Origin of the sequence: Cognataquiflexum rubidum (assembly GCF_022538115.1) — a bacterium.
Classification (GTDB): Bacteria; Bacteroidota; Bacteroidia; order Cytophagales; family Cyclobacteriaceae; genus Cognataquiflexum; species Cognataquiflexum rubidum.
The window spans coordinates 26,005-45,464 of sequence record NZ_JAKZAL010000011.1 but is presented as its reverse complement, the minus strand read 5'-3'; the positions used below and the strand labels follow the sequence as shown (position 1 = coordinate 45,464).

Here is a 19,460-nt window from a genome sequence, read left to right as displayed (position 1 = left end):
TATCTTAATCCAGCAAGAAATTATTGAAGAAAGTACTCTTCAGTCCAAGCCAAGCTAAGAACAACAGGATACCCCAAAAGAGATATACCCGGTAGTAGTCTGTTGTTTCCTTATACCGTGATTCCAGGATTTCTGCTTTTTCCATGGTATTGATCTGGTCAAAAATCTGCTCCAAGGCATTGTCATCCGATGCTCTGAAAAACTCTCCGCTGCCGATTCCGGCGATTTCCCGAAGGGTAGATTCATCCAGGTAGCTCTCGACCATCTGCGGTCTGCCAAAGAAGTCCACGCCGTATGGCACCATGCCGTCTTTGCCCACCGCAATGGTGTAGATCTTGATATCCATAGCCGCGGCCAACTGCGCAGCAAAAAGTGGATCGACGTTTCCGGCATTGCTCTCCCCGTCACTCAGTAAGATCATGACTTTACTTTTGGATTCTGATTCACGCATCCTGTTGGTCCCGGCAGCCAAAGCTGATCCGATGGCAGTACCTTTTGCATCCATCATATTGAATGAAATATCCTTGACCAAATCAGTCAGCAGGGCATAATCCGTCGTCAAGGGTGCTAGCGAATAAGCTTCTCCCGAGAAAATCACCATACCGATTCTATCTCCAAACCTCCCGTTTATAAAGTCAATCGCGGTTTCTTTGGCGGCCTCAAGCCTGTTGGGTTTGAAATCCTGCAGGTCCATCGATTCTGAGATATCCATCACGATCATGATGTCAATTCCCTCTGTAGATTGCTCAACCCGTTCGTTGCTTTTTTGGGGACGTGCCAAGGCAATGACAATCATCCAAACCGCAAGGATAAACATCAGCCCGGGAATCAACCGGAGATAAGTCCACGGATTGTTTTGAGAAACTGTACCCGGCAATGAAAGCTCGAGGACGGGATTTTTGAGAAATTTTACAAACTTTCTCAAAACCAAAATCAAAGGTGCAATCCAAATGAGGTGCAGCGCCCATAGATTTTCCCACTCAAAAGTCTTGAAGGTCTCAGGCAAAAACCAGAACCAAGAAAAAAAGTCAGCAATATTATTTGGATTCATCTTGTTCTGTTATCTTTTTCTTGAAAGAATCCGTGCAGATATCTTTCAGGTTATTGCAGGTTTCGGTGATGTCTTTTCCTTCTTTGCCGGCGTAGATTACCATTTCGATGGCTCTAAAATCCTTGATGATCTCCTTGTTGTCGAGGAATTCTGAAATCTCCGTCGTGGTCCACTCTCTGAACGGCTCGTCATTGAGGTGTTCCATGTAAGTTTTCCAGAGGCCAAGGAGCTCATCGGCTTGGGCCATATCCGGCGTAGCTGCAAAGGCGGTTTCGGCGGCATTCCACCTTTTGACAAAGCGCTTGTACTTTTGCTTTTCCCGCCAATTATCCCATTTTCTTTTGATTTTTTTACCGAAAATAACCAATACGATTATTGCCAAAACTGCAATGACTCCTACAATCAGGAGTAATACCAGCATGTTGAATTCTGTAGGAATGGGTTGGTAGACGTTGTTATCCTTGAACGCCAGCTCTTCGGGAAGGGGGTCAATGGTCAGTTTCAATGCCAAACCTGCTTCCAAAGGCATGTGAACCAAACTGTCAAATCTGAATACTTCATATACCGGAAGGGCGAGTTTGGCAACAGGATCAAGAGAAAAATTGCTTACATAGTAAACCACCGAATCAACAGTGACATCCTCTTGCGTGGAGGAAATGAAGGATTTTTTCTCCAAGAGGACAAATGGAGAGTAATTATGTGTCGAGTCCGGGAAAACAATATTTACTCCGGGTTTTGATTTTGCTTTGAGGACATACCCGACCCTTTCGCCAAGCATGGCCGAATCCTGCATGAAATACCCTTCCACCTCAAGGTCCTGGGAATGGGCCTGCTGAGGTATCAGAAAGTAGCTGATTATGCAAAGGAAGAATAATACTTTACCCACGTTTCATTGTCCGGTTACGGTTTTTGAATAATTCTATCAAAGGAATCACGATGTCGTCCTTGGTGCTGATGCCCAGATAATTGATCTGGTTTTTCTTGCAGATTGTTTTGAGATGCTCCCTTTCGGAAGTAAATGTATCTGCTATTTTTCTGGAAAAGCTACCAAAGGCAGTATTTACCCAAGTCGTCCGGCCTTCTTCTTTGTCGTAGACTGGAATGATTCCCAATGTTGGAAGCGCTGATTCCCGCGGATCCGTCACCTGGACGGCTACGAGATCATGTCTTTGGGCCAAAGCCTTGAATGGTCTCTCATATCCTTCATCGATAAAATCAGAAATCACGATCACAATGCTTCTCTTCTTGATCAGGTTCAGTGCAAAGTTGAACATTTCTGTCAAGTTGGTTTTTTGGGAAATGTTTTTGTGCCCAAAGATTCCCTGTATGATTTTCACTCCTTGCTTCGGACCTTTTCCCGGCAGGATGATTTTTTCTTTTTGGTCCGAATAAGAAATCAATCCGACCTGACTTCCCTCAAACACAGCCGCCAAAGTCAAAACGCCGGCAATCTCTTTTCCGATATCTATTTTCTTTTTCCCTTCCTGTCCGATATCCTGCGATCCACTGATGTCTATGAGGAAATAAACCGATTGGTCTTTGTCTTCCCTAAAGGTTTTGACAAAGGTACCATGGCCTTTGGCGGATACTTTCCATTCTATCGTCCTGAAATCATCTCCGTATTGGTAGGGTCTCAGGTCATCAAATTCCAATCCCGCGCCTTTGAAGATGGATTGATAGTCACCCTGAAGCTGGTTGTTGACCACCTTCCGGATCATTATCTCGTACCTTCTGAGTTTTTTGAGCAGTTCGTTCATGGCTGATTTTTCAAAGGCCTAAATTAAGGTTGATAATTGAATTAAAAAACGATATGTGATCATCGGACGTAAGGTAAACCAATCAATTTTCTTGTTCATTGTCGGAATTGATTAATTTTGGTCTGTGAAAAATAAAATCTTTCTTTTGTTGATGCTTTTTGTGGGAATTGCCTGCAGCAAGCAAGAAATCCCCGAAGGCATCCTGTCCGAAGATAAAATGGTGGAAGTGCTCATTGACATCCATTTGGCTGAAGGTATGGTTTCATCATTTCCGATACATTATGATTCTTCAAGGTTATTATACCCCTATTTTGAAAATGAGGTTTTTTTAAAACATGATATCGCTGATACTGTTTTCAAAAAGAGCTTGGAATACTACATGCTGGACATAAAGACGATGGACCGGATTTATGCAAGGACGATCGATTCCCTTCATGTAGTTGAAAAAGCAAGAACCCCTAATCCCAACCCATGATTTACCCAAAAAATCTCGAAGAGAAAATCAATTTTACCAAAATCCGGGAATTGTTAAAAGAAGCATGCACCGGACCTCTTGGGATGGATTTTGTGGATAAAATGGGGTATTCGAAAGACCCCAACCTGGTCGGAAAACTTCTAGACCAAACATCCGAATTCAAAGCCATCCTCGAATCGGGTGAATTGTTTCCCTCTTCTAATTTTACCAATATCTATCCCTACCTCGAGAAAGCAAAAATCGAAGGTAGCTTTCTGTATGAGGAAGAGTTTCACGAAATGAGGCTCTCCCTGTTTACCTTGAGCCGTTGTCTTGAGTTTTTCAGAGATCATGAAGAAACCTATCCCAACCTCTTTAATTTGCTTGGATTGGTGGCATTGGACAATACGATCCTCAAAGCCATAGAGCGGATAATCGATGAAAAAGGTAAAATCCGTAACAACGCCTCACAAGAACTTTCCCTGATCCGGTCACAGATTTTGTATGAAGAAAACCGGTTAAGAAAGGTTTTGGACAGGATTTTTAGGGATGCAAAAGCCAAAGGACTGACTCCCGAAGATGCTTCTGTCACAATCCGTGGCGGCAGGATGGTGATTCCGGTTTTGGCTGAAAGCAAAAGAAAAATCAAGGGATTTATCCATGATGAATCAGCTACCGGTCAGACAGTCTATCTCGAGCCCGCAGAGGTTTTGGATATCAACAATGAGTTGAAGGACTTGGAGTACATGGAAAAAAGGGAAATCCAAAAGATCCTGACCAAGCTTACCGATACGGTGAGGCCAAATATTCCTGAACTCAGGCGAGCATATCATTTCCTGGGCATGGTGGATTTTATCCGTGCCAAAGCCAGATTTGCGATCAAAACCAACTCCTCCCGGCCTATTCTAAAAAAAGAAAGACAGTTGGAATGGAGCAATGCAAGACATCCTTTGCTGGAGTTTGCATTGAAGCAGCAGCACAAAAAAATCGTTCCGCTCAATATCACTCTGGACCACAATAGGAGGTTGTTGGTGATTTCCGGACCCAATGCCGGCGGGAAATCCGTCACCTTAAAAACCGTAGCCATGGTCCAATACATGCTGCAATGCGGATTGTTGGTTCCTATGGACGGACATTCCACTTGCTCGCTATTCGATAATTTTTTCATCGATATTGGGGATGAGCAGAATATCGAAAATGACCTCAGTACCTATAGCTCGCACCTGATGAGCATGAAGTTTTTCACTGAGTTTGCCGACAAGAAGACCATTCTATTTATTGATGAATTCGGAACAGGGACCGAACCGCAATTTGGCGGGGCCATTGCTGAAGGGATTCTGTTGGCTCTGAATAAAACAGGAGCATACGGAGTTTTGACCACACATTACGGTAATCTGAAGCAAGTCGCCTCCAAAAACCAAGGTTTGATAAACGGGGCGATGCGCTATGATGTAGAGAAACTTGAGCCTTTATATCAATTGGATTTGGGCAAGCCTGGAAGCTCCTTTGCTTTGGAGATCGCCTCTAAAATCGGCATTTCGAAGGAAATCATCGACTATGCCAAAATGCATATCGGAGAAGACCGTGTTAAATATGACAAGATGCTTACCAAGCTGGAAAATCAGCTTGCCAACTATGAGCAGCTGGTCAATGAAAACAAGAAGAAAGAAAGGGTTCTGGACCTTAAAGTCAAAGAATACACAGAACTCAAAGACAATATCGATCAGAATAAGAAGAAATTCATTCAGGACGCTAAAGCTGAAGCCAAAACGCTTTTGGATGAGGTCAACAAAAAGATTGAAAACACCATTTCTGATATCAAAAAAAGCAAGGGTGACAAAGAAATCACCAAGCAGCTAAGGACAGAAATCGAGGATCTGAAAGTCAAAGTCAAGCCTGAGAAAAAAGTTATTGTCATTCCTGAAATTAAAGACTTGGAAGGTGAAATCCAGGTAGGCGATTTTGTGAGATTGATAGACAATGGCGCTATAGCGCAGGTTTTGGCTTTGAAGAAAAAGGAAGCTGAAATTAGTATCGGAGACCTGAAGTCCAATGTCAAGATCAACCGACTTCAGAAGATTTCACTCTCAGAGGCAAAAAAGGAAAAGAAAACCTTTGCCAAAAGAACGGGATTTGATACCAACGCCAAAATGCTTGAATTTTCTCCCAATCTTGATATCCGTGGATTGAGAGGCGAAGAAATTCTCCCGTTGGTTCAGGCTTTTGTGGATGATGGCTATATGCTTGGGCTCAAAGACTTAAGGATAGTTCATGGCAAGGGAAATGGGATTTTGAAGGAAATTACCCGTAACCTTTTGAGAAATATGAATCAGGTAGCCAAACTTGAGGATGAACATGCCGATAGAGGCGGTGCGGGAGTGACCTTGGTAACACTAAAAGCATAAAAAAAAGGGCATCCCAAATATTTTTGGAATGCCCTTTTGAATTTCAGGAAAATATTTTTTATGCTTTCTTCTTAAGCGTAAATACATAGCTTCCCAAAACTGCGGCTGTTCCCAACTGACGGGCTCCGGGTGCTACGATACTGAATCTTAAAATCAGGTTGTCAGCTGTTCTGGTCCAAGAAATTTCATTGTTTGCGACAGGTTTTGATCCGGTAAGCAAAAGCTTGTCAAGTCCACCTGTTACAAAAGACCAATTTCCATTTGCATCAAAAAGGTCATTGCTGTTAATCGTCACATACGTTTTGCTGGATGAATTCGCAGCAAGCGTCAGCTCGAAGGTCTGATAGATATTGGTTTCTGACCGGCCATCTCTAATTACAGAACCACCTCCTGCAATTGTCCAAATCTGTGAGGATCCGCTTGTAAGTTCTTCAATTGCCAATTCCTCAGGGGTTTTGTTTGGAGTTGGATCGTCTTTTTTATCCTTACAAGAAAAAATCCCAAGGACCACCAATCCAAAGAGTAGGATGCTAAATATTTGTTTTTGCATAATTTCTAGGCGATTTAATTTCTGTAAAATTAATCATTCAGTCGAATAATCAAAGTTTTTGCTTGTGCTTGAAATCCTCAATTTTAATCTCATTAGGGCAAAAACCGTACTCTTTGGGATCATTGGAACAGACGAAAAGGGTCTTATTCTTCGAAAATTGTTTTACCAACTGCAAATACCAATCTACACCCTGCTTATCGAGGTTGGAGGTAGGTTCGTCCAAAAAAACAAGTTTGCTTTCAGAAAAAAAACACAAACCGAGCTTTAATCTTTGTTTCATACCCGAAGAAAACTGGGAAATGGGTTTGTTTTCATGTGCCTTGAGGTACATGATATCCATCATGGCATCGAGGTTGATGTTTTCAGCAGGGCTCTTGAACTTAAAATGAAATTGAAGCAACTCAAGTAAAGTAAATTCCTCAGGCAGCTCCATATAAGGTGCGCTGATGACGAGGGATTTAAAAATATCATTGCCATTTATTTCTTTTCCTTCGGAAAAATAGGATATCGACCCTTGAGTGAGCGGGTTGATTCCTGAAAGGCATTTTAACAAGGTGGATTTTCCCGAACCGTTACTACCTGTAATGGCCCAATGGGAAAAAGCCGGAATGTGAAGGCTGATGTTTCTAAAAATCCATTCAAACTGGAATCTTTTGGATGCCTGGTTCAGCTTCAGTTCCATTATAAATCAACTGATGTAACCTTTCATCACACCTCTTTCGGAGGATCTGATAAAGTTGATGATTTCATCCCGTTCTTTGGTGGCAGGAAGGTTGATTTCAATTTCCTCAAGTGCCCTGCTGTTGTTCAAAGAATTTAAGAACAGGTAGCGGTAAACTTCTTGGATGTGGCTGATGGTTTCGCTGGAATAGCCTCTTCTTCTCAATCCCAAACTGTTTACGCCGGCATAGCTAAGCGGTTCGCGGGCAGCTTTAGTAAATGGAGGAACGTCTTTTCTTACCAAAGAGCCTCCTGAAATCATGGAGTGCATTCCCACTTTTACAAATTGATGGATGGCGCTGCTTCCGCCGACGATGGCCCAATCGTCTATAGATACGTGTCCGGCCACCTGCACTGCATTGGCAATAATGACGTTGTTGCCGACAATACAATCATGGGCAATATGTACATAGGCCATCAGGAGGCAATTGCTTCCGACTTTGGTGGTTCTTTTGTCTATTGTTCCACGGCTGATGGTCACACATTCCCTGATGGTGGTATTTTCCCCTATCTCGACGGTCGAATCTTCTCCCTGGAACTTGAGGTCCTGAGGAATGGCAGCGATCACTGCACCTGGAAAAATTTTGCAGTTTTTGCCGATTTTGGCTCCCGAATAAATGGTGACATTCGATCCGATCCAGGTTCCCTCACCGATTACTACGTTTTCGTGAATCATAGTAAAAGGGTCGATTTGCACATCCTTTCCGATAGTGGCTTTTTCGTGTATGTATGATAGAGGACTGATCATGATTCTTTTCGGACTATACTTGCTGTCATAATTGCTTCACATACAAGGGTGTTACCCACAAAAGCTTCTCCTTTCATTTTTGCGATTCCTCTCCTGATGGGAGCAAGCAATTCGCATTTGAAAACCAAGGTATCTCCGGGTAGCACCATTTTTCGAAACTTGCAACTTTCAATACCTAAAAAATAGGTCCAATATTTTTCCGGGTCATCTACGGTGCTCAATACCAGAATACCTCCTGTCTGAGCCATTGCTTCCACTTGAAGAACACCCGGCATAACGGGATTGTTTGGAAAGTGACCCATAAAGAAGGGCTCATTGATGGTAACATTCTTAACACCTGCTACTACTGTTTCATCCAGATAAATGATTTTATCCAAGAGCTGAAATGGATATCGGTGCGGTAGTATATTGCTGATCTGATTGATATCCATAACCGGAGGAAGCTTCGGGTCATAATGGGGAATATGTACCGAACCCGATTTTTCCATCGCCCGCTTTATTTTTTTGGCAAAAGCAACATTAGCAGCATGTCCGGGTCTTGCAGCCAAAATCTGGGCTTTCAATGGTCTTCCCACCAATGCCAAATCCCCTACCACATCCAGCAACTTGTGCCTTGCGGGTTCATTCTTGTAGCGTAATTCTACATTGTTGAGGATACCTTCTTTTCGGACTTCGACTTTTTTCTTGTTGAACATCTTGGCGAGATGCTCCAATTCTTTTTCCTCTACCACTCTGTCAACGACCACAATGGCATTGTTTAGGTCTCCTCCTTTGATGAGGTTTTGGTTGTAGAGCATTTCAAGCTCATGCAAAAAACAAAAAGTCCTGCACGAGGCAATTTCAGTTTTGAATTGACTTATACTCGTGATGGAAGCGTGCTGACTCCCCAACACAGGAGAGTTGTAATCCACCATGACGGTGACACGGTAGTCGTCTAGCGGCAAAGCAGCCATTTCTACTTCTCGCGATGGTTCACGGTAGGTGATACTTTCAGGTACTTCAAAAAATCTACGGAGGGCATTTTGTTCTTCCAGTCCCACATCTTCCAAAACTTCGATAAATTGGATCGAAGAACCATCCATAATTGGAGGCTCAGGGCCATCCAACTGGATCATAACATTGTCAATTTCTAATCCGACGAGGGAAGCAAGTACATGCTCAACTGTAAATACCCTAGCTCCATTCTGCTCAAGCGTAGTGCCCCGTGAAATATCCACGACATTGTCCACGTCAGCATCCACAATCGGCATTCCGGGAAGATCAATTCTTTGGAATTTGAATCCGTGATTCGGCGGGGCCGGCAAAAAAGTCATGTTTGATATTACCCCTGTATGGAGACCTACTCCTGAGACGGTAACTTGTTTTTTTATGGTATGCTGTTTGACTCTCATCCGATCCTATTAATCTCCTTCATTTTACGACGCGTAAATTTATGGTTTTTTTTCGAGTTCTCTGATTCTGTCGTTTAGTTCGGGCAGTTTTTTAAAAAGACTGTAAGATTTTAAGAAATCTTTGATATCAAATCCCACATAACCAAAAAGAGTCTGTCCTGACTTGGTTATATTTTTGGAAACACCTGTATTAGCGCCCACGGTCGTGTTATCAGCGATTTTTATGTGCCCTACTATCCCGGCCTTTCCTGCAATCACACAGTTTTTGCCGATTTCTGTAGAGCCGGAAATACCCGTTTGGGCTGCTATTACTGTGTTTTCGCCAATGATAACATTATGAGCGATTTGGACAAGGTTGTCAATTTTTGCTCCTTTTTTAATCAAAGTAGAACCCATCGTGGCGCAATCAACTGTGGTATTGGTGCCGATGCTGACATTGTCTTCTATGACCACATTTCCTAATTGGGGGATTTTTTTATACGTCCCATCCGGCAATGGTGCAAATCCGAATCCGTCTCCGCCGATGACAGCACCGGGGTGGAATTCGCAGTTATCCCCGATCTGTGTATTGTCATAGATTTTGACTCCGGCATGGATGACGGTATTGTTCCCGATTTTTACATTGTTTCCGATGAAGGCGTTGGGATAGATTTTTACAGAATTGCCGATAATGCAGTTTTTTCCCACATATGAAAATGCCCCTCTGTAATAATTTTCACCCATTGTGCTTGACTCGTCAAAAAATGAAGGTTCCTCTTTGCCTGATTTGGAGGATTGTAGCATCATGGCATAGGCTTCAAGAAGCATCGTAAACCCTTCATAGGCATTTTTAACCCTGATCAAGTTAGTGCTTAAAGGCTTCTGAGGTTCGAAATTTTCGGACACAATGACGGCTGTGGCTTTTGTGTCATAGATGAAAGATTCATATTTTTCATTGGACAAAAAACTTATGCCCCCCGGCAAACCATCCTGTATTTTATCTAGGCGGCTTACCTTGAGGGAACTGTCGCCTTCTACTTTTCCGCCAATTAGTTGTGCAATTTGACCAAGAGAAAATTCCATAGAGTAGGTTTAGAGCTTATAAAGTTAATTTTTTGGCATGACAGATGTAGTGTTTTTTCACAATTTTACTCATTGCCTTGATATTCGGAAGATCTGCTGCAATGGCCACATCTATGATGTTTCCTTTTTTGGTCAAAATGAAAATCTGCTCCGTGTTGAGGTAAGCATGATTACTCAAAACGCCATGGTTAAAAAAATAGGGAAGGTCACTTTCCGGTATCTGAAGCCTTTGCAGCAGTTTTATTTTTTCCTCCTCGATGTCGTAACTTGAAAACTCATCATTTCTGAGATTTATTTTAAAGAGATTCCTTTCCAAAAACATGCGTGATAAGTTATTGAGAATGTAATCATCATGGTTTTTCCACAGCTTGATGCCCCCCCAAATATCAAAATCATCCAAAGCAAGAAAGCATTTTAGTGAGTCTTCCTTGTTTTCAAAGTCCGTTAAGGTAAAATTACCTTTTAGAAAATAGGAAAGTTCATCCGTGGTGACCAGGTTTTGCCCATTTTGCATGAGGTATTTTGCACGGTTGATGAGGCTGATCATCATTTTTTCTGCGCTCACGGTGGTCTTGTGGAGGTATACCTGCCAATACATCAGCCTGCGTGCACTCAGAAAATTTTCAATACTGTAAATTCCTTTTTCTTCGATTACCAAACGGTCATCTTTGATATCCATCATTTTGATAATCCTATCTGCACCGATGGCTCCTTCCGAAACTCCCGTAAAAAAGCAGTCTCTTTGGAGGTAATCAAGCCTGTCAATATCAAGCTGACTGGAAACCAATTGGTTGAAAAATTTCCTTTCGTATTCCCCTCTGAATATTTTAATGGCCAAGTCCAGCCCGTTGTTCAATTCTTTATTGAGCAATTGGATGACAAGGAGAGAAAGGGATTCATGGGGGATGTTTTGAAGTATGCTGAATTCCAAAGCATGAGAAAAAGGTCCATGCCCGATATCGTGCAATAAAATAGCAATCAATCCTGCTTCGTATTCTTCCTCACTAATTTCGATACCTTTATGTCTGAGGTTGTCCAAAGTAATGCTCATCAGGTGCATGGCGCCGATAGCATGGTGAAATCTCGTGTGGAGAGCACCTGGATAGACATAATCTGTCAAACCTAGTTGCTTGATACGACGTAACCTCTGGAAGTAGGGGTGGTCAATAATGCTAAAAATCAATTCACTGGGTATGGTGATAAATCCATAAACAGGATCATTCAAAATTTTATGGCGTTTCAATGTCGCAGACATTTGATAGGTCTCAAAAGTAATTATAAATTTAAAAGAAGTAAACCAAATTTTATGCAAAGGTTCAAAATCCTATGGGCGGACGACGAGATCGATCTTCTCAAGCCACATATTTTATTTTTACAGCAGAGAGGCTACGAAATATCTACTGTCAATAGCGGTGTAGATGCCATTGAAATGGTGGAGAAGTATAATTACGATGTGATTTTTCTTGATGAAATGATGCCCGGAATGACAGGATTGGAGACTTTGCAACAAATCAAAATGCTCAAACCGCAGGTTCCTGTCGTAATGATTACCAAAAGTGAAGAGGAACATATCATGGATGATGCAATCGGGGGTAAAATCGCTGATTACCTTATCAAGCCCATTAACCCAAACCAAATTCTCCTTTCGGTAAAAAAGATTTTGCAAAACAAGCAGCTGATCACCGAAAAAACGAACCTGTCTTACAGACAGGATTTTATGAATATCAGCATGGCCTGCGATGAAGCCTCTACGCATCAGGAATGGACCGACATTTACAAAAGGCTGACATATTGGGAAATGGAGATTGACGGGACCGAAAACAAAGGGATGCAGGATGTCCTGGATACCCAAAAAACCGAGGCCAATGCCGCTTTTGCCAAATTTATCAAAAACAATTATATCGACTGGATCAATGATCCCAAATCCGATAAGCCAATACTCTCTCATCGTTTAATGGCCGAGAAAGTGTTTCCCCATATCAAGCAGGGGAAGCCACTCTTTTTTGTGGTGATCGACAATCTCCGGCTTGACCAATGGGAGGTGATCAAGCCACTTATTTCTGAATACTTCAACACCTCAGAGGAAAGTACCTACTTCAGTATTTTGCCTACGACTACGGCCTTTGCGAGAAATGCACTTTTCAGTGGATTGATGCCCTCCGATATGGCAAGATTCCATCCCGAACTGTGGGAAGGAGAAGATACCGATGAAGGAAAAAATAACCATGAGGAAGATTTTCTGTCCGAAAATCTCCACCGTAACAAGTTGAATATCAAGTTCAGCTATAATAAGATCCTTCAGGTTTATCAGGGTAAAGCAGCGTTGGACCATTTTCATCAGCTGTTGAACAATGACCTGAATGTCCTCGTCTACAATTTTGTGGACATGATGTCACATGCCCGAACCGATATCAAAATGGTCAGAGAACTTGCTCCGGATGAATCTGCCTATAGGTCTTTGACCAAAAGTTGGTTTGAACATTCTACCTTATTTGACCTTTTCAAGAAAATTCATGCTGCCAAAGCCGGAGTCATCATCTCTACCGACCACGGTACAAAAAGGGTAACCAGACCTTACAAAATCATCGGAGATAAAAATGTAACCACCAACCTCAGATACAAGCAGGGCAAGAATCTGAATTTTGAAAGTGGGAAAGTATTTGAAATCTCCCGGCCGGAGGATGCCAAACTTCCTAGGTTCAATATATCAACGGGCTATGTTTTTACCGTAGAAGATTATTTCTTTGCGTACCCGAACAATTACAATTATTATGTAAATTACTACAAGGATACTTTCCAACATGGGGGAGTGTCTCTTGAAGAAATGATTGTTCCAATTATCCGACTCGAACCAAAGAATATTTAATTAAATTTGGAAAAGTATTATTGTCCCGGTATAGAAGAGATTCATGCCGCAGCCCAAAAGATCATAGACTTTGGCAAGTTTGACAAAATTTGGATTTTCAAAGGGGATCTTGGTGCAGGTAAAACCACTCTGATCAGGGAAATTGCAGGGATTTTGGGAGTGAAAGACAGGGTGAATAGTCCTACCTTTTCGCTAGTCAATGAATACCAAAACCCTGAGGGAGAAGTTTTTTACCACTTTGATTTTTATAGAATCGAAGATCCGGAGGAAGTTTTGGAAATTGGGCTGGACGAATATTTGGATAGTGGCAGACATTGTTGGATAGAATGGGCTGAAAAAATCGCAGGATATCTTCCTTCTGATTTTATCCATATCCAAATCGAAGTGGATGAAAAGGAAGGAAGAAATATCACCTTAAAAAGGGTTATTAATGGGCAAACAGATGGTTGAAATCAGGGAAGAGGTTGGGATTTATCCCAAAGAAGCAGTAGCAAAAGTTAAAAATTCACAGAACTCTTTGTTGATAGGGTTGCCCTTGGAAACGGCCGCTCAGGAAAAAAGAGTCGTTCTGACACCTGATGCAGTAGCGCTACTTGTCAATAACGGACAGCGGGTCTTGGTGGAAACAAACGCGGGCAAAGAATCAAAATTTACCGACAAGGAATATTCAGATGCCGGTGCAAAGGTAGTCTATACCGCCAAGGAGGCCTTTGATGCAGAAGTTATCATCAAAGTCGAGCCGCCAACAGAGGATGAAATCAATTACATGCGCTCCGGTTCCTGCCTGATATCTGCCCTCCAATTGGGTAAGCAGAATGCAGACTTTATCCATGCCCTTAATAAAAAAAGGATCACAGCCGTATCTTATGAAAACCTAGAGGATAAAGTTGGGGGCATGCCTGTGGTAAGGGCCATGAGTGAAATTGCCGGAAGCACAGTAATGCTGATAGCAGCGGAATACTTATCTAGCGTCAACAACGGAAAAGGTTTGATCATGGGGGGCGTAACCGGTGTTCCTCCCACCCAAGTGGTCATCGTCGGTGCAGGAACTGTGGCTGAATATGCCGCAAGGACAGCATTGGGATTAGGTGCAAGCATCAAAGTGTTTGACAACCATATTTATAAACTTCGAAGGATCAAGCACCTTCTCGGTCAGCAGGTCTTCACTTCAACAATAGATAATTATACCTTGGGAAATGCCATCAAGGAAGCCGATGTCGTCATAGGCGCTCTCAGGGCTGAAAAAGGAAGAAACAAAATTGTCGTAAGTGAAGAAATGGTCGCCGCGATGATGGAAGGAAGCGTCATCATAGATGTATCGATAGATCAGGGTGGCTGCATCGAAACTTCAGAAATGACTTCTCACGATGTCCCTACTTTTGTCAAACATGGTGTGATCCATTATTGTGTGCCCAATATTGCTTCAAGGGTTTCAAGGACAGCTTCCTGTGCTTTGAGCAATATTTTTACACCCATTTTACTCCATATGGCAGACCTGGGTGGAGCCGAAGAAATGATTTTTAATTATAAATGGTTTATGAAAGGGGTGTACACTTACAGAGGAAGCTTGACGAACGCCTATCTGGCAAGGAAATTTTCAATGACCCACAAGGAGCTTTTATTGCTCCTTGCAGCCCGGTATTGATATTATTTTTGATGGAGCATCACCTCAAGGTTTTTGTTGGTTTCAACAAGGTCTTCCATCAGTTTTCTATTTTCTTTCCTAAGCGAAAACACTTCAAACGCATTTTTGATGACTGTCCGCATGTAATCCTCCTCCCAAGGTTTGGTCAGGTAATGGTATACCTGACTCTTGTTGATGGCGTCAATAACTGCCTGGATGTCAGTGTAACCTGTCAATAAAATTCTTATTGGGTCAGGATGCTCTGGAATGATAGAAGCCAAAAAATCAACACCGGTTTCATCAGGCATCCTTTGATCCGTGATGATGATATCCACCTCGTTGGAATGTAAAAGACCCCGGCCTTCCTCGGCAGAAAGTGCAAGGTGTATCTTGTAATCTCTTCTAAATGTAGCCTTGAATGCCTGAAGGTTGTTTTCTTCATCATCTACATAAAGTATCCTGATTTTTTCTTTGGGTGACTCGGACATTTGAATTTACTAGTAGTGAGACTTTAGGTACAAGTTTAAGTATATATTCAACTTAATGATAATTTTCACCAAAAAAATTTTTCCCTTTGCAAGGATTCATTCAAATGTCGGTATAAAATTCTTTTTTTTTAATTTTTTTTACATTTCTCTTATGATTATTGGTGCAATAACATAACTTTATCGCTGGTATCCACCCTTACTGCCTCTACATGAGATTGGCTTCATCGCTTGATTTACTCCATCCAATTGAAATTTTGTTTAGGGGTTTGAATTTCCTAGCCTTTTGGTTTTATGTCCAAAAGAAATTCCTAAAATTTTCTTTGAAACAGTGGAAGGATTCCCACCGACCGTTGCAGCCATGGATATTCATTTACCCGAGTATAGACAATTTGGACAAAATAGTCATTATGGAGTTCACCAGGCTTTACCCATCCCAATACTGATTCTATGTTAGTTTTTTTTGTCAAAATTTTCTTCTTTTTATACGCTCCGGTACTCCAATTGGACATTGGGTCCACTATGGTGGATGTTTCCAATTATGAGTTTTTAATGGAAAACGGCAAAGACTTGGAAATCAATGACGTGATTTACAGCTCCGACTTCCTGCCGATTTTATCCAAAAATCCAAATTTCGGTCTAGGTGAGCAAGCAGTTTGGCTGAGGTTTAAAGTGGAATCGACAGGAAAAAAGGGCGAGAAAAAATACCTCGTGATCAATAACCCAAATTTAGATGAAGTAAACTTTTATCTGGTGCGGGACGGAAAAGTAAGGGGAAACCAAACAAGTGGAAGGATCCATGATCTCTATGATAGGTTGGTGCCTTCCCGCAAAATAATTTTTGACCTTGAAACCAAAATGGGAGGTATGGATGAAGTATACCTCAAAATAAAAAGCAGCGATAAAAGGATTGTATCTGCAAGTATAGCCGGCATGCAAGCCATCAATAACCGGCTAAATTTTGAAAATATCCTTTTTGGAATCTTTACAGGGGTGTTTTTCGGGCTCTTTTTTTATAATCTATTCCTCTATTTTTCCCTCAATGACAACACCTATCTGATCTACGTTGCCTACATCTTGTTGGTTTGGTTAGGCCAGACTTCTATTTTGGGATTTGCCCAGGAATTGATCTGGCCCAACTGGATATGGATGAATCTAAGGTCAAATGTCCTTTTTTCTGTTCTGGGAAGTATCGTCGCACTCATGTTTGTCCAATCTTTCCTCAAGACAGAAGTCTACCTTCCAAAATTGGACAAAGGAATACAGGTAATCTATATTGTTTATGGAATTATTCTTGCGGGTACTGTTTTGGGTTTTTTGACCATTACATACGCGGTCTTTTTGGTGACACAGGCCATCGTGATTCCTTATGCGTTTCTGATTTCTATTTTCATTCTTAAGAAAGGGTTCAAACCTGCGAGGTATTTCCTGATTGCTTGGTCGGTCTTTATGGTGGGTATATTTATTTTTGTTTTGACCCAAATGGGATTGATGCCCTTTTCTCCAACTTACTTCTATATGATGCCGTTTGGGGCAACTTTGGGAGTCATCCTGCTGTCATTTGCATTGGCAGACAGGATTAATGACCAAAAAAGAGAGAATGAAAAAGAGCAAAGAGAAAAACTCAAATTGCTTGAGGAGCATGAAAGTAGGATAATAGAACAAAATGAGTTTTTGGAAGAAAAGGTAAAACAAAGGACCGAAGAGCTTGAACTCACGCTCCATAATCTCCAAAATACTCAAATACAATTGGTCAACCAAGAAAAAATGGCTTCATTGGGACAATTGACAGCCGGAATAGCGCACGAAATCAATAATCCGATCAACTTTGTAAGCTCTAACATTTCTCCGCTCAAAAGAGATATCAATGATCTGCTGGAAGTAGTCAATGCCTACAGGGAGAAAGGAAAGCTCGAGTTTACCGATTCTTCCAAAAAAGCTTTGAAGCAGGTCGAGGATGACATCGAGTTCGATTATATTCTCAAAGAAATAGACCAGCTTTTGAGAGGAATGGAAGAAGGAGCAAAAAGAACGGTCGAAATTGTCAAAGGCTTGAGGTTGTTTTCACGTGTAGATGAGCAGGATGTCAAAAGAGTAGATATCCATGATGGGATCAACAGTACTTTGATTTTGCTCAACAGCTCCATGTCCGGCAAAATACAGGTGTATAGGGAATTTGGTAATATACCGATAATTGAATGTCTGCCGGGAAAACTCAATCAGGTGTTTATGAATATCATTACCAATGCCATTCACGCTTTGGTCGAAAATCTGGATAAAATCACTGACCCCAAAATTACGATTAGAACAATCCATATCGGAGAAAAAATAAGAATAGAAATAGAAGACAATGGGTTTGGAATGCCTGCAAATGTCAAACAGCGGATATTTGAACCCTTTTTTACAACCAAAGCAGTAGGGAAGGGTACAGGTCTGGGTCTTTCAATTGTCTATACCATCATCGAAAACCACAAAGGAACACTGGAGGTTCGTACGGCGCAAGGCAAAGGAACCAATTTTATCATTACCCTTCCAATATATCAAAATACCCCGCAGCATGACTGACAAGATTAAAGTACTCTATATAGACGACGAAGACAATAACCTAAACTCCTTTAAGGCGAGTTTGAGGAGGGACTTTAAAGTCATTACTGCCATCGATGCATTTGAGGGACTGAAAATAGCGGAAACAGAAGAGCTTCATGTGGTGATTGCCGATCAAAGAATGCCGGGATTGGATGGAGTGGAATTCTTTGAAAAACTGATGAAAATTAATCCCGAACCTGTCAGGATTTTGCTAACCGGGTATTCAGACATTGCCGACGTCATAGATGCGATCAACAGGGGGCAGGTATACCGGTTTATTGACAAACCATGGAATATAGAGCAGATAAAAAATGCCATCAAGACCGCAGGCGATATCTATTTTGCCAGAAAAGAACTGAAGGATAAAAATGAAAGACTTCAGAAAATCCATTCTGAGATGAATCAGTTTGTTTATTCCCTTTCACATGAATTGAGAGGGCCTCTGATGAGTATTTCTGGCGTATCCAAACTTGCCAAAATGGAGGCCAAAGACCCCTCTGTTTTGGAATATTTTGATTTGATTGATACTGCCACGGACAAATTGGACGAGTTTATTTACAAAATGCTCGATTTCTACAGGTCCACAAAAATGGAAAACAAGGTTACAGAAATAGATTTTAAAGAAGTCGTTTCCCAACAGCTTGAAATTTACAAGCAGAAGTGGAATCTGGAAGGTATTGATATCAAAATCGAGGTCAACCAAAACACCATTTTCAACTCAGATGATTCCAAAATCCGGGTAATTCTCAACAACCTGTTTCATAATGCCGTAGTCTTCCAAAAAGAAAATTTTCAGGATAAATTCATCCAATTGACCATCGACGTCACAGAAAACATTGCGACGATAATCGTCGAAGACAACGGAGTCGGGATTGAAGATAAGTTGATTAATGATGTGTTTAATTTATTCCAAAGAGCGACTCAAAAAAATGTAGGCTCAGGACTTGGACTTTATATGGTCAAAGAATCTGCAACCCAAATGGGTGGCAAGGTCCAGTTGGATTCTACGGAAGATGTAGGGACAAAAGTGACAGTATTGTTGCCGAGCCTTATTCCTAATTAAACTCAGTAATCAGCAAAGGACATATTTTTAAGTTCAAAGACAATTCTCCATCCGGGAATCCGCTTCATGAATGTTTGATTACAAGTGATTTTCGCGTTTCTTTGTGCTCTGTTTCAATTTTCCAAACCAAAAAGTTTTTAGATATGATCAATCCTTGGCATGATGTCAATATTGGCAAAGAAGCCCCAGAATTTGTAATGGGCGTAATTGAAATCCCTAAAGGCAGTAAAGGCAAATACGAGTTGGACAAAAAGACCGGAATGCTTTTGTTAGACAGGGTTCTGTTCTCCGCCGTCCATTATCCTGCTAATTATGGGTTTATTCCACAGACTTTCTGTGATGATAAAGATCCCCTGGATATTTTGATTATTTCTCAGATCGACATTCCTTCCATGACTTTGGTCAAAGCAAAAGTAATCGGCGTGATGAGGATGGTAGATGGAGGAGAGGCAGATGATAAAATCATCGCAGTTGCTTCTGAAGACCAATCTGTGAATTACATCAATGACATCGATGAACTTCCTCCCCATTTGATGAAAGAGGTCCATAGGTTTTTTGAGGATTACAAAAAACTTGAAAACAAAGAAGTCAAAGTGGAGGATTTTTTAGGAAAAGAAGAAGCCTATAAAATTATTCAAGAAAGCGTTGAGCTTTACGACCTGAATTTCAGAACCAAGAGATAATTACAGCCCGGTTGG

18 protein-coding genes are annotated in these 19,460 nt (G+C 41.5%); 8 read left to right on the top strand and 10 right to left on the bottom strand.

From position 1 onward, the window contains the following. Positions 1-4: 4 nt before the first annotated feature. From MMU05_RS12900 to MMU05_RS12890, 3 genes are read right to left on the bottom strand one after another with little or no spacing between them, the layout of a single operon-like run. Positions 5-1,051, bottom strand: coding sequence for a vWA domain-containing protein (locus tag MMU05_RS12900; RefSeq protein WP_241142091.1), 1,047 nt, complete (start codon positions 1,049-1,051; stop codon positions 5-7). Then, positions 1,038-1,937, bottom strand: coding sequence for a hypothetical protein (locus tag MMU05_RS12895; protein ID WP_241142090.1), 900 nt, complete (start codon positions 1,935-1,937; stop codon positions 1,038-1,040). The genes MMU05_RS12900 and MMU05_RS12895 overlap by 14 nt, the downstream gene beginning before the upstream one ends. After that, positions 1,930-2,808, bottom strand: coding sequence for a DUF58 domain-containing protein (locus tag MMU05_RS12890; RefSeq protein ID WP_241142089.1), 879 nt, complete (start codon positions 2,806-2,808; stop codon positions 1,930-1,932). The genes MMU05_RS12895 and MMU05_RS12890 overlap by 8 nt, the downstream gene beginning before the upstream one ends. Positions 2,809-2,932: 124 nt before the next feature. On the opposite strand from MMU05_RS12890, the gene MMU05_RS12885 reads away from it, so the two are divergent. Both MMU05_RS12885 and MMU05_RS12880 read left to right on the top strand, forming a co-directional pair. Then, positions 2,933-3,283, top strand: coding sequence for a DUF4296 domain-containing protein (locus tag MMU05_RS12885; RefSeq protein WP_232826804.1), 351 nt, complete (start codon positions 2,933-2,935; stop codon positions 3,281-3,283). Further along, complete coding sequence (locus MMU05_RS12880) at positions 3,280-5,667, top strand: endonuclease MutS2 (protein WP_241142088.1); 2,388 nt, start codon at positions 3,280-3,282, stop codon at positions 5,665-5,667. Before MMU05_RS12885 ends, MMU05_RS12880 begins: the two co-directional genes overlap by 4 nt. Before the next feature lie 58 nt (positions 5,668-5,725). Here the strand turns inward: MMU05_RS12880 and MMU05_RS12875 are convergent, their stop codons facing one another. Genes MMU05_RS12875 through MMU05_RS12850 form a run of 6 tightly spaced genes read right to left on the bottom strand, consistent with a single transcriptional unit; the run spans position 5,726 to position 11,381 of the window. After that, complete coding sequence (locus MMU05_RS12875) at positions 5,726-6,217, bottom strand: hypothetical protein (RefSeq protein WP_241142087.1); 492 nt, start codon at positions 6,215-6,217, stop codon at positions 5,726-5,728. Between the two features lie 49 nt (positions 6,218-6,266). Then, the gene (locus MMU05_RS12870; protein WP_262917675.1) at positions 6,267-6,899 is read right to left on the bottom strand and encodes an ABC transporter ATP-binding protein; all 633 of its coding nucleotides are present in this window, start codon (positions 6,897-6,899) and stop codon (positions 6,267-6,269) included. Positions 6,900-6,905: 6 nt separating this feature from the next. After that, complete coding sequence (gene lpxA, locus MMU05_RS12865) at positions 6,906-7,685, bottom strand: acyl-ACP--UDP-N-acetylglucosamine O-acyltransferase (RefSeq protein ID WP_241142086.1); 780 nt, start codon at positions 7,683-7,685, stop codon at positions 6,906-6,908. Continuing rightward, positions 7,682-9,076, bottom strand: a complete 1,395-nt coding sequence (locus MMU05_RS12860; protein WP_241142085.1) for a bifunctional UDP-3-O-[3-hydroxymyristoyl] N-acetylglucosamine deacetylase/3-hydroxyacyl-ACP dehydratase — start codon at positions 9,074-9,076, stop codon at positions 7,682-7,684. The genes lpxA and MMU05_RS12860 overlap by 4 nt, the downstream gene beginning before the upstream one ends. A gap of 39 nt (positions 9,077-9,115) precedes the next feature. Further along, positions 9,116-10,138 (bottom strand): UDP-3-O-(3-hydroxymyristoyl)glucosamine N-acyltransferase, encoded by a 1,023-nt coding sequence (lpxD, locus tag MMU05_RS12855; RefSeq protein WP_241142084.1) that lies wholly within the window; start codon positions 10,136-10,138, stop codon positions 9,116-9,118. A gap of 16 nt (positions 10,139-10,154) precedes the next feature. Beyond that, positions 10,155-11,381 (bottom strand): HD domain-containing protein, encoded by a 1,227-nt coding sequence (locus tag MMU05_RS12850; protein WP_241142083.1) that lies wholly within the window; start codon positions 11,379-11,381, stop codon positions 10,155-10,157. 63 nt (positions 11,382-11,444) lie between these two features. On the opposite strand from MMU05_RS12850, the gene porX reads away from it, so the two are divergent. The 3 genes from porX to MMU05_RS12835 are packed head-to-tail and all read left to right on the top strand — an operon-like array spanning position 11,445 to position 14,649. After that, entirely contained in the window at positions 11,445-13,004 is a 1,560-nt protein-coding gene (gene porX, locus MMU05_RS12845; RefSeq protein WP_241142082.1) for a T9SS response regulator signal transducer PorX, read from the top strand. Between the two features lie 6 nt (positions 13,005-13,010). Continuing rightward, a complete protein-coding gene (tsaE, locus tag MMU05_RS12840; RefSeq protein WP_241142081.1) occupies positions 13,011-13,454 on the top strand; it encodes a tRNA (adenosine(37)-N6)-threonylcarbamoyltransferase complex ATPase subunit type 1 TsaE in 444 nt (147 codons plus the stop codon). Further along, on the top strand, positions 13,435-14,649 hold the full coding sequence (locus tag MMU05_RS12835) for an alanine dehydrogenase (RefSeq protein WP_241142080.1): 1,215 nt from the start codon (positions 13,435-13,437) through the stop codon (positions 14,647-14,649). The genes tsaE and MMU05_RS12835 overlap by 20 nt, the downstream gene beginning before the upstream one ends. 2 nt (positions 14,650-14,651) lie before the next feature. On the opposite strand, the gene MMU05_RS12830 is transcribed toward MMU05_RS12835, so the two are convergent. Next, a complete protein-coding gene (locus tag MMU05_RS12830; protein ID WP_241142079.1) occupies positions 14,652-15,116 on the bottom strand; it encodes a response regulator in 465 nt (154 codons plus the stop codon). A gap of 447 nt (positions 15,117-15,563) precedes the next feature. Here MMU05_RS12830 and MMU05_RS12825 point away from each other — a divergent pair, with 447 nt between their 5' ends. From MMU05_RS12825 to MMU05_RS12815, 3 genes are all read left to right on the top strand, one after another. Beyond that, the gene (locus MMU05_RS12825; protein WP_241142078.1) at positions 15,564-17,678 is read left to right on the top strand and encodes a sensor histidine kinase; all 2,115 of its coding nucleotides are present in this window, start codon (positions 15,564-15,566) and stop codon (positions 17,676-17,678) included. Beyond that, positions 17,671-18,762, top strand: coding sequence for a hybrid sensor histidine kinase/response regulator (locus tag MMU05_RS12820; RefSeq protein ID WP_241142077.1), 1,092 nt, complete (start codon positions 17,671-17,673; stop codon positions 18,760-18,762). The genes MMU05_RS12825 and MMU05_RS12820 overlap by 8 nt, the downstream gene beginning before the upstream one ends. A 143-nt stretch (positions 18,763-18,905) precedes the next feature. Beyond that, positions 18,906-19,445, top strand: coding sequence for an inorganic diphosphatase (locus tag MMU05_RS12815; protein ID WP_241142076.1), 540 nt, complete (start codon positions 18,906-18,908; stop codon positions 19,443-19,445). Positions 19,446-19,460 lie beyond the last annotated feature (15 nt).

What these genes read in the sequence shown, in the direction of transcription:
- MMU05_RS12900 (WP_241142091.1), bottom strand. Translation starts at nt 1,051, where the DNA reads ATGAATCCAAATAATATTGCTGACTTTTTTTCTTGGTTCTGGTTTTTG.
- MMU05_RS12890 (WP_241142089.1), bottom strand. Translation starts at nt 2,808, where the DNA reads ATGAACGAACTGCTCAAAAAACTCAGAAGGTACGAGATAATGATCCGG.
- MMU05_RS12880 (WP_241142088.1), top strand. Translation starts at nt 3,280, where the DNA reads ATGATTTACCCAAAAAATCTCGAAGAGAAAATCAATTTTACCAAAATC.
- MMU05_RS12875 (WP_241142087.1), bottom strand. Translation starts at nt 6,217, where the DNA reads ATGCAAAAACAAATATTTAGCATCCTACTCTTTGGATTGGTGGTCCTT.
- MMU05_RS12870 (WP_262917675.1), bottom strand. Translation starts at nt 6,899, where the DNA reads ATGGAACTGAAGCTGAACCAGGCATCCAAAAGATTCCAGTTTGAATGG.
- lpxA (WP_241142086.1), bottom strand. Translation starts at nt 7,685, where the DNA reads ATGATCAGTCCTCTATCATACATACACGAAAAAGCCACTATCGGAAAG.
- MMU05_RS12860 (WP_241142085.1), bottom strand. Translation starts at nt 9,076, where the DNA reads ATGAGAGTCAAACAGCATACCATAAAAAAACAAGTTACCGTCTCAGGA.
- lpxD (WP_241142084.1), bottom strand. Translation starts at nt 10,138, where the DNA reads ATGGAATTTTCTCTTGGTCAAATTGCACAACTAATTGGCGGAAAAGTA.
- porX (WP_241142082.1), top strand. Translation starts at nt 11,445, where the DNA reads ATGCAAAGGTTCAAAATCCTATGGGCGGACGACGAGATCGATCTTCTC.
- MMU05_RS12835 (WP_241142080.1), top strand. Translation starts at nt 13,435, where the DNA reads ATGGGCAAACAGATGGTTGAAATCAGGGAAGAGGTTGGGATTTATCCC.
- MMU05_RS12830 (WP_241142079.1), bottom strand. Translation starts at nt 15,116, where the DNA reads ATGTCCGAGTCACCCAAAGAAAAAATCAGGATACTTTATGTAGATGAT.
- MMU05_RS12825 (WP_241142078.1), top strand. Translation starts at nt 15,564, where the DNA reads ATGTTAGTTTTTTTTGTCAAAATTTTCTTCTTTTTATACGCTCCGGTA.
- MMU05_RS12820 (WP_241142077.1), top strand. Translation starts at nt 17,671, where the DNA reads ATGACTGACAAGATTAAAGTACTCTATATAGACGACGAAGACAATAAC.
- MMU05_RS12815 (WP_241142076.1), top strand. Translation starts at nt 18,906, where the DNA reads ATGATCAATCCTTGGCATGATGTCAATATTGGCAAAGAAGCCCCAGAA.